Origin of the sequence: uncultured Clostridium sp. (genome assembly GCF_910588715.1) — a bacterium.
In the GTDB taxonomy this organism is placed as follows: domain Bacteria; phylum Bacillota; class Clostridia; order Clostridiales; family Clostridiaceae; genus Clostridium.
The window spans coordinates 165,328-179,327 of record NZ_CAJURG010000003.1 but is presented as its reverse complement, the minus strand read 5'-3'; the positions used below and the strand labels follow the sequence as shown (position 1 = coordinate 179,327).

Below are 14,000 nucleotides of genomic sequence, written 5' to 3'. Positions count from 1 at the left end.
TATGAATTTAGTATATAATATAAAAAAGTATATATTTAGACTTATAAAATTACTTTATAAAATTTTATATAAATATATACCAATAAATCAAAAAATGGTTATATTTATATCTTATCATGGGAAAGGTTATTTATGTAATCCTAAATATATACATAAATATATGGAGTCTAGAGAGGAATATAAAGATTATAAATATATATGGGCTGTTAAAAATGTTAAAAATGTTAACATAAATAACGCTAAAGTAGTAAAATATAATGGAATTTTATATTTTTACTATATGGCTAGAAGTAAATACTGGATTATAAATTGTAAAATGCCTAGTTATATATTGAAAAAAGAAAGTCAAGTATATGTTCAAACTTGGCATGGAACCCCATTAAAAAGATTAGCTCATGATATAGATATTGGAGATGATAAGACTTTTTATAGAGCAAAAGTAACTAAAGGAGAAATGACTAAATCATATGATACAGATGTGAAAAGATATAATTACTTTATATCACCTAATAAGTTTTCAACTGAAAAGTTTATTACAGCTTTTAGAGTAGATAAAAGTAAAATTATAGAAACAGGGTATCCAAGAAATGATTATTTAAGTAATATAACAAAAAATGAAATTTTAAATTTAAAAATTAAATATAATATTCCATTAGAAAAAAAGGTTATACTTTATGCACCTACATGGAGAGATAATTCATTTAATAATAAAGGATATATTTTTAATTTAGAAGTAGATTTTTATTATTGGAAGAAGAGGCTTGGAGAAAAATATGTAATATTATTTAAGCCACATTATTTAATAACAAATAAATATAATAATGATGATTTAAAGGGATTTCTTTATTTAGTAAATGAAGATGAGGATATAAATGAATTATATGTAATTAGTGATATTTTAGTAACTGATTATTCAAGTGTGTTTTTTGATTATGCGATATTAAATAGACCTATTTATTTTTATATGTATGATTTAAAGGATTATGAAGAAAATTTAAGGGGATTTTATTTAGATATAAATAAAGATTTACCAGGGGAAGTAATTACAAATGAAGAAAAGTTATTAAATTTAATTAAGGATAATCAGGGATATTATAAAGAAAATAAAATAAGGATTAGTAAATTTAATGAAAGATATAATAACTTTCAAGATGGAAAATGTAGTGAAAAGGTTATTAAATATATATTTAATTAATAAAGAGAAGGACACTATAAGATGAATAAAATAATGGCTTACATGATATTGTCTGTTATAAACTGCATATTATATTGGGTTAAAATACAGGAAAATAAAATAACTTTTATTTCATATAAGAGTGAAAAGCTTGAAAATGATTTTAAATTAATTGCAAAAAAATTAGAAAAAGAAGATAGATATAATTTAGTCTATGTATTAATTAAATATCAGAATACATTAATTGGAAACATTAAATATTTATTTAATTGTGTAAAGCAGTTATATCATATTAATACATCAAAAATAGTGATTTTAGATTATAATAATTTTGTTGTATCAAATTTTAAGCCAAAAAAAACTAAGGTAATACAAGTATGGCATGCTAGTGGTGCAATTAAGAAATTTGGAAATGATATAAAAAGAAAATATGAAATAAAAAATTATGATTATATATTAAGTTCTTCTAAAATTTGGATAAATATATATAGTAGTGCATTTAATGTACCAAAGGAAAGTGTTATACCACTAGGAATTCCTAGAACTGATATTTTATTTAATTCTAAGAAATTAAAAAAATATAAAAATGATATATTAAAAAAGTATCCTAAAATAAGGAATAAAAAAGTAGTTTTATATGCTCCAACTTTTAGAGGGGATCCAATAAATAGTGTAAGCTATCAAAAAATTGATTTGAAATATATAAAGAATAAATTAGGTGATGATTATATTATAATTTATAAGTTACATCCATGGCTTGAAGAAGTAAATATGTATGATGAAAATGATGATGGAATTATAAATGGAAATAAGGAAAGTATAAAAAAGCTATTTGCTGTTACAGATTATTTGATATGTGATTATTCAGCAGTTATTTTTGATTTTTCTATATTAGAAAAGCCTATGATATTTTTTGTACCTGATTTACAAGAGTATAAAAATGATAGGGGAATGTATGAAGAATACGAAAAAATTATGCCAGGTCCTATATGTAAAAATGAAGAAGATATTTTAATGGCAATAGAAAAAGACTCTTTTAATCTAGAAGAATTAAAAGAATTTAAAAATAAATACTTTGATTTTAAGGATGGAAAATCTACAGAACGTGTTGTAGATTTTATAAAAAATTTAATTTTAAATATTAATTAATAAAATAGGTGAAAAATGGATAAGAGTAAAATTATATTAACATTAGGGGTAGGGTATCTATGTACTAAGTTACCTAATATTAAAAAGGTAGATATAAGAGATAAATTAATAATGAGTACAGATGTTGAAGGCACAGATATAGCAGTTTTTATAACTGATAATAATGTATGTGATAGCATTGTAATTGTACGTATTAACTCTAAAAAGTCTATTATTAAGTTAATAAGCTTTAAAAATGAAATTAAAATAGACAATTATGAGATAAGTGATATTTTAAAAGAAAGCAAAATAGTTGATAGTATAAATAAATTAAATGAAAAATTAGGACTATCAATAAATCAATATATTAAGTTGGATTATTTTGTTTTAGAAGACATTATTAATAGTATTAATGGGGTAAAGATAAAGTTAAATTACAATGATAAAAAGTTCATGGGATTAGAAGATGATAATGAAATATATATATTAAATGGACAGCAAGTTATACAATATATTAAGTTTAAAGGTGATAAAGGGTGTACAAAAAAATCAACTAGGCAGAAAACTATAATTAATACTATAATTAATGATTTAACTGATAAGGGAATAAAAGAATTCTTAAATGTAGTATCTAAGAGTATAAAATGTATTGAAAGTTCAATGAGTACTAAAGAATTAGTTTCAACGGGGTTTTCTGTAATTAAGATAGGAACAGATAATATAGAAAAGTCAAGTTTTCCTAAAACAAATAAGTTAAATTTTTCAGATATGGATAAATATGATTTAATAACTTATAAAGAAGATATTAAATCATTCTTATTAATAGGAAATTAAATAATCATAAGGATAAAAAAACTTATCATCTGTATTTATTAGTTTTTTAATTATATAGATTTATTAGTATTAGTTAGATTAAAAATAAAGAACAATTAAATATTAAGTTATTTTATGAGAGGAAGGAAAGATGATTAAAGCTAAAAGGATAACGATTTGGATTTTAATGATAACTATGATGTTAATTTTAGGAATTGTAGGTGGAGTTTATGCTTACGGAAATCACTTATTTAATAAAATTGAAAAAGTAGAAATAAACAAGGAAGATGTAGGAATTAAAGAGGAAGTACAAGAAAAATTATCTGAATATAATGGGAATATAATTAATATTGCTTTATTTGGAATTGATACAGGGGATGGAATTGTTGGAAGATCTGACTCTATAATGATAGCTACTATAGATACAACTCATAAGAAATTAAAATTAACATCAATAATGAGAGATTCTTATGTTGAAATTGATGGTCATGGAAATGATAAGATTAATCATGCTTATGCTTTTGGAGGGCCACAACTTGCAATAAAAACTTTAAATGAAAATTTTGATTTAAATATAGAAGATTTTGCAGCTGTTAACTTTAAAACGTTACCTAAAATAATAGACAAGGTTGGCGGAATAGAATTAGATATTGATTCAGAAGAATTAAAATATATAAATAATTATATAAGAGATATAAATAAAAAAAATGGAACCAATGTATCGGAAATAACTACAACAGGACTTCAACACGTAAATGGTACACAAGCTCTAGCTTATTGTAGAATTAGATATACTTCCGGTGGAGATTATAGAAGAACTGAAAGACAAAGAGAAGTCTTAACAGAAATATTTAAAAAGGTAGAATCTATGCCAGCAACATCATATCAATCATTATTATCAGATATATTACCTATGGTTAATACAAGTTTAGGATATAATGAGATATTAAACTTAGGAATGGATGTTTTAAAACTTGGTGATGCAAACTTAAGCCTAGAAAGATTCCCACTTGATGATTATAGTCAAGGAAAAACTATTAATGGAGTATATTACTTAACATTTAATAAGGAAGCAACTGTTAAGCAGTTACATGATTATATTTTTGATGATAAAATTACATGGTAATTAAAGTATAACTAAACCCCAAAGATTATTTTAAGTCTTTGGGGTTTATATTTAATATTTTATAAATTTTAAATAAAAGTTATATGAAAATTCTTCTTCATTAAATCTATACTCTTTAGGTAAATCAGGTCCACAGCTATTTGATCCAATTCCACTTTGTTTATAATCTATAATTAAATAAGTAAAATCTTCCTCGTTTAAATCAAAGTTATGATTAGTATTAGTTAATTGGCAAGTAGAAAAATGTGAAGCATTAAAAGCAAAGTCATTTTCAGATAAGGCATATATTTTTCCGGAAGTGTTGTCGATAGATACTTCTTTGCAGAAATGATGACTTCCATTTTCTTGAGGTTTTATATAATCCTCATACATTTTAGTAACTTTTGAATTAAATCTACCTAAATAACAAGAAGAATTTTTATCTATATAATTTTCATAAGGACCAAAACCAAAATAACTTACATTTTCATAGGATTTATTTAATTTAAGTTCCATTCCAAAACGTGGTAAGTATGGAGTTTTCATATTTTTATTTACTTTAACATCACATTTAATTAAGCCAGATGAATAAATAGTATATTTAACCTTTATATCAGCTATTCTTTCTCTATAAGGTGGAATTAAAGTTAAAAAACTGACTATTTCTAATTTATTTGATAATTCTTTAATTTCGGTTTTATATACATGTGTAGTAATTTGATTAAATCCAGCTTCAATCCATTGAAGCTTTATTTTTCTATCATTATCAGTAGGTGCTCTCCATATAACAAATTTCATTGGATTATCTATAAATACTTCTCCTAGTGATTCAATAAATTCAAAACTTCCTGTATTTTTATTAAATATATAAGTAAAGTTTGAATTTATAATTTTAATTTTATTAAGGGATTCTTCTATATAAAATTTTTCATCAGTATTATTAATCTTAATTAAATCATTTATTGATTTTATATTTTTTACTTCATTTTGTATAATAAATTGATCGTGACCTAATATTGTGCCTTTTTTACAAAGATAAGTAGAAGTTTTTAAACTATATTCAAATAATATAGTAATAAAATCCTCTGATAAGTTTGGTAAATTTAAATCAAACCATTTTTCTTCTTTTGGATTTAAGTTATCTAATAGTAATTTGTTTGATGAAATAACTTCCCCATCTATACATATTTTATAAGTTATATTAATAAATTTATTAGCATTTGTAAAATCAAGCATATTTTTAAGTTTAACCTTTTTATTAACTTGGTTAAATTCTAAAGCTCTTATTGGTCTATTAATATTTTTATATTCTAATAATCCAGTATGAGGAGTTCTATCAGGATAAACTAAACCATCAACGCAAAAATTTCCATCATGGTTTTCTTCTCCAAAGTCTCCACCATATCCATATAATTTTTTACCATTTTCATTTTCTTTTATAAAAATAGCATGGTCACACCATTCCCAAACATAAGCACCTGCAAATTTATCATGTTTTTGTATAAGGTTATCATATTCAATTAATCCACCAGGGCCATTACCCATTGCATGTGCATACTCACATAATATTAGTGGTTTATCTATGCCATTTTTAAAATAATCTTCAATTTCATCTAAGCTTGGATACATACGACTAATAACATCAATATTACTAAAATCATTTTTTTTGTTCTTATTAGCGTAATATGCACCTTCGTAATGAATTGGTCTTGTGGAATCTAAATTTTTTGCGTATTTTGCACCAATTTCAAAATTGATTCCAAATCCAGATTCATTACCAAGGGACCACATAAAAATACAAGATCTATTTTTAAATGGAACAATTGATGAATCAATTCTATCAACTATGACATTTTCATAAGTTTTATCATCAGCTATCAAATTATAATTATCTAAATAACCTGATCCATATAACTCAACAACTCCATGAGTTTCTATGTCAGCTTCATTCATAACATAAAAACCAAATTTATCACATAATTCATAAAAAATTGGTGATTTAGGATAATGTGAAGTTCTTATAGAATTAATATTATTTTCTTTCATCAATTTTAAATCTAAAATAAGATCATCAATGCTAACTGCATATCCTTTAGTTGGACTAAAATCGTGATGATTAACACCTTTAAGTTTTATAGGTACATTATTAATCTTTAAAATAGAGTTTTCTATTTTAACTTCTCTCATACCTATTCTTTCTTTTATAACTTCATTTTTTGTTTCTATTAATAAAGTATATAATTTAGGTGATTCAGCATCCCAAAGCTCTACATTTTCAATATTTATTTGTAAATTATTATTTTTTATATTTCCAATTGAAATTACATTGTTGTTAGGATTAATTAAAGTATATTTAATATTTGGATTACCAATTACAGAAAGAATATCAATATCTAATATACCTTTTTTTAGTGATATATCTATTTTAGGATTTATTTTATAGTCTACAATTCTTGATTTAGCTCTTGTTAATATATAAACATCTCTAAAAATACCAGACATTCTGAATTTATCTTGATCTTCAAAGTAGGTACCATCACACCACTTTAATACTAATACAGTAATTTTATTTTTTCCATTTACTAAAAATGATGAAATATCAAATTCGGATATGCTGTGAGATATTTGGCTATATCCAACAAACATTTCATTTATCCAAAGGTAAAAACAAGAATCAACACCTTCAAAATTTATATGATAATCATGTTTTTCTGAATTTATGTTAAAGTCAAATTCCTTTTGATAAATTGCACATGGATTATCTTTAGGAACAAACGGGGGATTATAAGGAATAGGATATTTTACATTAATATATTGATTATAATCATATCCATTTACTTGCCAAACAGAAGGAACTTCCATTGTAGTTGATAAATTAATTTTATCTATATTTTCAGCTTCTTTAATTAATTGTAGGCTAGTGAAATAATTAAATTTCCATTCGCCATTAAGTGAAAAAAAGTTATTTTGATTACTTCTATCTTTAATATTAAGAGCTTCATTAGTATTAATAAAAGGAATATAGTAACTCCTTCTTTCCATCATATTTACATGTAATTTAGAAATATCTTCATGGTACTCATTTAATAATAGCATTTTTTCCTCCCCACAATTAATAATATTTTTTATGAAACATAATTCTATATTTATGAAACATAATTCCATAAAATTTATTTTTATTATTTATAATTTAATATTAATATGATGATTAATCTTTTAAAATAGTTAAAAGATTCTAAAATATGTTATAATGTTTCCTGTGGAAAGGGATGAGGTATATATGCAAATATTATGGAAAAAATATACTAAAGAAAATTTTGAGATGAATTTAGATGAATGTGGGATAGAGCAGGGTATTCCTGGATTTGGATATAAGTATGAGGTTTTAAAAAATGCTGTTATGCATTATGTAAGTAAAGGAAAGGGTACCTTTAAGGTTAATAATAAAATATTTAATTTAAAACAAGGGGGTATTTTTATTATATTAAAAGGGATGAGTGTTGAATATATGGCATCTATGGATGATCCCTGGGAGTATTATTGGATAGGTTTTAGTGGTTCAAATTCTATTGAATATTTAAATAGAACATCTATAATAGATTCTTATGTTGTTACATGCACAGAGAATTCAAAGATACCAAATATAATATTAAATATGTGTGAAATATCAAAAAATTATAATCCTTCATGTTCTGATGATATTGTTTTATTAAGAGAACTTTATTCATTATTATATACATTTATAAAAGAGTTTCCTAAGGAGTTTGAGTATAAGGATAAAGAGTTACATACATATATACAAGATGCTATTAATTTTATTAATTCTAATTATATGAATAGTATAACAGTTAATGAAATTGCTAATCATGTAAATTTAAGCAGAAGTTATTTATATAAAATGTTTATAAAAAATCTTAAGGTTTCTCCACAAAAATATTTGATAAATCTTAGAATGTATAAGGCAACCCTTTTATTGAAAAATACTAAGCTTCCTATAGGGGAAGTAGCTAATAAAGTTGGATATACCGATTCTTTATTATTTTCTAAAACTTTTTCAAAATATTTTTCTATGTCACCATTAAATTATAGAAATAATAAGTTAAGTAATAAATGATTTTTCATTTGAAGATTTTAAATTAATCAATTAAAATTTCAATATTGAACTATAGTTTAATATCCCCCTATTGAACTATAGTTTAATATTCATTTTTTAAAATCTCTTTTTCAATTATTATTTAATTAATTTTCCCTTAAGCTCTTTGCATTAATGAATTAAAGTTATTTTTTAATTCTTTTAGACTATTTTCAATTTAAAATTTTAATTTTTAAATTAGTATAATATAGTGCTTTAGATGTGAATAGGTTAAAATTATTGTTTTAACGTGAAATTATTATTATATTATAATTTATAATAAAAAATTACATAAACAATCCAAAGTGTATCCTGTTTGTTGAAACTTATCGTAAATATTTATGTTTAGAATACCTTTTAGAATGATATAATATACTAGTATGAAAAATGGAAAATAAATAAAGTTATAGTAGAATATTTGAAGAAAAGAACGCAAAATATATATTTATTGTTATAAATTTTGTGTTAAATTTATAGTAAAAAAGAAGGAGATATTAAAAACTATGGAAAAGAGAATAAGAAAAGCAATAATACCTGCAGCAGGGCTTGGAACTAGATTTTTACCAGCTACAAAAGCACAACCAAAGGAGATGCTTCCAATAGTTGATAAGCCAACATTACAATACATAATAGAAGAATGTGTTGCATCAGGTATAGAAGAAATTCTTATAATAACAGGAAGAAATAAAAAGAGTATAGAAGATCATTTTGATAGAAGTGTTGAGCTTGAAATGGAGCTTGAAAAAGCAGGAAAACAAGGAATGCTTGAAATGGTTAGAGAAATATCTGATATGGTTAATATTCATTTTATAAGACAAAAAGAGCCAAGAGGATTAGGACATGCTATTCTTTGTGCAAAGACTTTCGTAGGGGATGAGCCTTTTGCAGTATTACTTGGAGATGATGTTGTTTATAACGATCAAAAACCATGTTTAAGACAACTTATGGATTGTTATAATGAATATAAAACTTCAGTTTTAGGAGTACAAACAGTAGCGCCACAAGATGTTAATAAATATGGAATAGTTGGTGGATTACACATTGAGGATAGAGTTTATAAGGTTAAGGATTTAGTTGAAAAGCCATCATTAGAAGAAGCACCTTCAAATGTTGCAATATTAGGAAGATATATAATTACTCCAAAGATATTTGAAATATTAGAAAATACTAAACCTGGTAAGGGAAATGAAATTCAACTTACAGATGCTTTACTTAAATTAATTGAAGAAGAAGCAATGTATGCTTATGATTTTGAGGGAAGAAGATATGATGTTGGGGATAAACTTGGATTCCTTGAAGCTACAGTTGAATATGCTCTTAGAAAAGAAGAGTTAAGGGATGGATTTATTGAATACTTAAAGAATATTATAAAATAAAAAGAATTTTAAATTTTTATTAGAGCTATACTTTGTATAGCTTTTTTTCTTACATATATCAAAGGGGGGAATTAATATTTTTACTATAAATAGAATAGAGTTTTTTACATTAGTGACTGTAATAATTTTATATATTAATTTAGATGTATTACTTCAAATTATATTTAGTGAAAATAAAATTAGTATTGATTTATTAAAAAAGAAATTCATGAAGATGATATTTAATATATATATGACCTTAGTGATTTCAACAGTTTATTTTCCATTTACTATAGCATGGGGGGAGCATATAAAATATAAAAGGCCTAATATTCATATTGTTTTGTGGGAAGGTACTATTGGAATGTATAAAAAGGATGGATTGGATGTAGTTATTAAAAATATTGGCGGTAATTTATTATTATTAGCTCCAATGATTTTCTTTTTGTGTTATTACTTAAATAAGATACATTTTAATGTAAAAAGAGTTTTAATTATATCATTTTTTATATCTTTATTTATAGAGTGTAGTCAGGTTACTTTATCTGTTATAATCCCTAATTATTCAAGAACATTTGATACTATGGATTTACTTTGCAATAGTATTAGTGGATTAATAGGATATGGTTTATATTTATTTTATAAAAGGATAGTTTCAGAAAATATTGAGTTAGAAGATTCAAGTGATGTTGTTTAGTAATTTTAAAAAATGAAATGTGTTAAAATAAATTTTTATAAAATTATAAATAAAAATTCAATATAATAAAAAGGAGCTATATCAATGTTGAATTAAAAAATTTCACTATGATACAGCTCTTTTTTATTTTATGAAAAATTATCTTTTAAATAATAGTTTTATAAAATTAAAAAGATGATTTTTTAAAAAATTTTTTATGAATTATAATTTTTTATTTTTCAAATTCGGATTCTGAAAATCTTATAAAGTAACCTTGTGGATGAGCACAAACTGGGCATTTTAAAGGGGCTTCTAATCCTTCATAAATAAATCCACAGTTAGTACACATCCAAAGTGAATTAGATGTATCTTTAAATAGTGAGCCATTTTCTAGCATATCGGCATATCTTTTAAATCTTTCAGAATGAACTTTTTCTATTGAAGCAATATTAGTAAACAGTTTTTCTATATCTGGATAACCTTCTTCTTTAGCAACTCTAGCAAATTCATTATAAACATGTTCAAATTCGTTATTTTCGTGTTTTTCAGCAAGTCTTAATAAAGTTAATGTGCTAGTTTCAACAACAACAGGATATGAAGCTGTTATTTCTATTTCTTCTCCAGAAAATTCTTTTAATTTATCCATGAATTGTTTAGCATGAGCTTTTTCTTGATCTGCAGTATAGTTAAATAAATCTTGTAAAATAGAATATCCTTCTTTTTTAGCAGCGGATGCAGAAAATGTATATCTATTTCTAGCTTGGCTTTCTCCAGCAAATGCTTTTAATAAATTTTCCTTAGTTTTACTTGTATTAAAATCAGTCATTAAAATTACCTACCTTTATTTAAATTTTAAATATAATATCTTAGTTTCATATTTTTTATTCTTGTCATTGTAAAAATTTTTTATACTTATATATGTTAAATCTAAAAAATATATGATAGAAATTAATTGAATATATTAAGTTTATTAGGAAAGAATTATAATAAATTTTATATTATTTAGAGGTGATTTTTTGATTAAATATATTTTAATTGGTGGATTTATATGTTTAGTCTTAGTGGTTATTTTTGCTTTGTTAAAGGTTGCAAGTAATTTTGATGATGAGGTAGAACAGTTTTATAATAATTTTTCTAAAAATGATGGTTTAAATGAAGAATTTGACTATTATGATAATATGTATAAAGATATAGTAGATAAACATAAAAATAATGATATTTAGTACGTATTAATTTAAGTTCTAAAATCATAGTATAATATTTTACATAGAATTAGAACTAGGTTTTAAGTAGCACATTTTTAAAGCACGTAGGTTTACTATTTTTATTTATTTTGACAATTTAAATTATATGATATAATTAAAAACATGAATAATATGGATAAAGTAATTTGAAAATAGCATTTAGTTACTTAGGAGGGTTTTATTTTGAATAAAATAAAGGTTTTAAGTGTATTTGGAACAAGACCAGAAGCAATAAAAATGTGTCCTTTAGTTAAAATTTTAGAAAAGGATGATAAAATAGAATCAATTGTATGTGTTACAGCTCAACATAGAGAGATGCTTGATACAGTACTTGACATATTTAATGTTAAACCACAATATGATTTAGATATAATGGCACATGGTCAAACAATAGTTGATGTATCTAATAAGGTTTTAACAGGTGTTGATAAGGTAATAAAAGAATGTAACCCAGATATAGTTTTAGTACATGGAGATACTTCAACAACATTAAATGGAGCATTAGCGGCATTTTATAATCAAAAGCCAATAGGGCATGTTGAGGCAGGTCTTAGGACTGGGGATATTTATTCTCCATTTCCAGAAGAAGCAAATAGAAAATTGACAGGAGCAATTGCTACATTACACTTTTCAGCAACTAAAAGTAATAAAGTTAATTTAGAAAAGGAAAATATACATAATAATATATACATAACTGGTAATACTGTAATTGATGCTTTGCTTAGTGTAATAAACAAAAATCATACATTTAATGATGAAGTATTAAATAATATAGATTTTGAAAATAAAAAAATAGTTTTATTAACTGCACATAGGAGAGAAAATTGGGGTAATCCAATGAAGGATATATTTGAGGCAGTTAAAGAACTTGTAATTAAAAATGATGATGTAAATGTAATATTTCCAATGCATAAAAATCCATTAATAAGAGAACTTGCAAGTGGGGTTTTTAAAGGTATAGAAGATAAAATACATTTAATTGAACCACTTGAATATGTTGATTTTGCAAATCTTATGGCTAAGTGTTATCTTATAATGACAGATTCTGGTGGGATACAAGAAGAAGCACCAGCACTTGGTAAGCCAGTCATTGTTTTAAGGACGGAAACAGAAAGACCAGAGGCTGTTGAGGCTGGAACTGTAAAGCTAGCAGGAATTAAGAAGAATAATATATTTAATATTGCTAATGAACTTGTAAATGATAAAGAAGCTTATAATAAAATGGCACATGCTGTAAATCCATATGGAGATGGAAAAGCATGCTTTAGAATAGTTAATCATATAGTAGATTATTTTAAAAATAAATAAAAGTAAAATGGAGTTATATAATATTGAAGTTTTTAATTTAATATTATATAGCTCCTTTTATTATATGTAAATTTGCTTATAAACTATAAATGTAGTTATTTTTATATAATGCAATTTTTAAGATGTAATAATTATTGTGTTTATGGCAAGAATTAAGATAAATTAATTTATCTATAAAGGAGCCACATAATTAATTATGAAAAAAGTCTTTAGAATACTTATATTTTTGATATTAAGTTTATCACCTAAACTTGTACATGCTGAAATTTTAAGTTTAATAGGAGAAAGGTTAGAAAGTATAGGAATTGAAGAAAATTATAGTGATAATATTATTAGTCATATTAATAATTTAAATTTAAGTAAGGAAGAATTACAAAAAATATCAGAAGATATAGATAATATGATTGTAAGTATACAAAATAAAGAAAGTTATACTGATTTTAGTTTTAAAGAAATGATTAATATTTATGGAAAAACTTTAAATATAATGGATTCTTTAAACATTAACGTTGATTTAGATTTAGATAAAAAGGAAGTTGTATTAAAAGGTAAGGATAGTAAATTAACATTAATTAACTGTGACATAAATGAAGCAAAAAAATATTATGAGAATTATAAGCAATCACCATTTACAATTCAAGATTATGAAGAATTAAAAAGTTTTATTGAAGATAATAGTAGAACAAATAAAGAACTAGAAAATGAAAATATTTATAATAATAAATTTGAAAATAATGACAATACTTATTTAAATGATAAAGAGTTAATTGAAGATATTAAAGAAGAGATTAATACAGATGATTCTATTGAAAATAATAAAACTTTTAATACGGTTAGTGCTATAAAAAAAAGAAATATGAATAGAGTATTAGGAATAATATTTTTAGTTTTATTTGCTTGTGTATCTATATCTGTATTAATAAATTATGTATTTTTTAATAAGGAAGATGAAAAAAAGTATTATTAGTTATTAAAAAAGGTATATTTCTATTAAACATCTTTGTTTTAATAGAAATATACCTAATTTTATTTGTATATAATTTTTACTAAAATACTATATAGAAA

The 14,000-nt window shown here is 23.5% G+C and carries 12 protein-coding genes; 10 read left to right on the top strand and 2 right to left on the bottom strand.

The window, feature by feature from the left end; all coding sequences use genetic code 11:
• The first annotated feature begins 1 nt into the window (after window position 1).
• From QZ321_RS07300 to QZ321_RS07285, 4 genes are all read left to right on the top strand, one after another.
• Entirely contained in the window at window positions 2-1,195 is a 1,194-nt protein-coding gene (locus QZ321_RS07300; RefSeq protein ID WP_291747173.1) for a CDP-glycerol glycerophosphotransferase family protein, read from the top strand.
• Window positions 1,196-1,216: 21 nt separating this feature from the next.
• A complete protein-coding gene (locus QZ321_RS07295) occupies window positions 1,217-2,323 on the top strand; it encodes a CDP-glycerol glycerophosphotransferase family protein (RefSeq protein ID WP_291747171.1) in 1,107 nt (368 codons plus the stop codon).
• A gap of 15 nt (window positions 2,324-2,338) precedes the next feature.
• Window positions 2,339-3,136 carry an LCP family protein gene (locus QZ321_RS07290; protein WP_291747168.1) on the top strand — a complete coding sequence of 266 codons (798 nt, stop codon included), beginning with the start codon at window positions 2,339-2,341 and terminating at the stop codon, window positions 3,134-3,136.
• 130 nt (window positions 3,137-3,266) lie between these two features.
• On the top strand, window positions 3,267-4,241 hold the full coding sequence (locus QZ321_RS07285; RefSeq protein WP_291747166.1) for an LCP family protein: 975 nt from the start codon (window positions 3,267-3,269) through the stop codon (window positions 4,239-4,241).
• A gap of 51 nt (window positions 4,242-4,292) precedes the next feature.
• Here the strand turns inward: QZ321_RS07285 and QZ321_RS07280 are convergent, their stop codons facing one another.
• Window positions 4,293-7,316, bottom strand: a complete 3,024-nt coding sequence (locus tag QZ321_RS07280; RefSeq protein ID WP_291747163.1) for a glycoside hydrolase family 2 TIM barrel-domain containing protein — start codon at window positions 7,314-7,316, stop codon at window positions 4,293-4,295.
• A 184-nt stretch (window positions 7,317-7,500) separates the two neighbouring features.
• Between QZ321_RS07280 and QZ321_RS07275 the strand changes: the two genes are divergently transcribed.
• The 3 genes from QZ321_RS07275 to QZ321_RS07265 all read left to right on the top strand — a co-directional run bounded on the left by QZ321_RS07275 (window position 7,501) and on the right by QZ321_RS07265 (window position 10,404).
• Window positions 7,501-8,334 (top strand): AraC family transcriptional regulator, encoded by an 834-nt coding sequence (locus QZ321_RS07275; protein WP_291747162.1) that lies wholly within the window; start codon window positions 7,501-7,503, stop codon window positions 8,332-8,334.
• A gap of 521 nt (window positions 8,335-8,855) precedes the next feature.
• A complete protein-coding gene (gene galU, locus QZ321_RS07270; protein ID WP_291747160.1) occupies window positions 8,856-9,728 on the top strand; it encodes a UTP--glucose-1-phosphate uridylyltransferase GalU in 873 nt (290 codons plus the stop codon).
• Window positions 9,729-9,840: 112 nt separating this feature from the next.
• Window positions 9,841-10,404 (top strand): VanZ family protein, encoded by a 564-nt coding sequence (locus QZ321_RS07265; RefSeq protein ID WP_291747157.1) that lies wholly within the window; start codon window positions 9,841-9,843, stop codon window positions 10,402-10,404.
• A gap of 211 nt (window positions 10,405-10,615) precedes the next feature.
• Here QZ321_RS07265 and rbr read toward each other — a convergent pair whose 3' ends face one another.
• Entirely contained in the window at window positions 10,616-11,209 is a 594-nt protein-coding gene (gene rbr / locus QZ321_RS07260; RefSeq protein ID WP_291747155.1) for a rubrerythrin, read from the bottom strand.
• A gap of 190 nt (window positions 11,210-11,399) precedes the next feature.
• Here rbr and QZ321_RS07255 point away from each other — a divergent pair, with 190 nt between their 5' ends.
• From QZ321_RS07255 to QZ321_RS07245, 3 genes are all read left to right on the top strand, one after another.
• Window positions 11,400-11,606: a hypothetical protein gene (locus QZ321_RS07255; RefSeq protein WP_291743809.1), complete on the top strand. Its 207-nt coding sequence runs from the start codon at window positions 11,400-11,402 to the stop codon at window positions 11,604-11,606.
• 204 nt (window positions 11,607-11,810) lie between these two features.
• Window positions 11,811-12,935: a UDP-N-acetylglucosamine 2-epimerase (non-hydrolyzing) gene (gene wecB, locus QZ321_RS07250; protein WP_291747152.1), complete on the top strand. Its 1,125-nt coding sequence runs from the start codon at window positions 11,811-11,813 to the stop codon at window positions 12,933-12,935.
• A 196-nt stretch (window positions 12,936-13,131) separates the two neighbouring features.
• The gene (locus QZ321_RS07245) at window positions 13,132-13,902 is read left to right on the top strand and encodes a hypothetical protein (RefSeq protein ID WP_291747149.1); all 771 of its coding nucleotides are present in this window, start codon (window positions 13,132-13,134) and stop codon (window positions 13,900-13,902) included.
• Window positions 13,903-14,000: the final 98 nt, after the last annotated feature.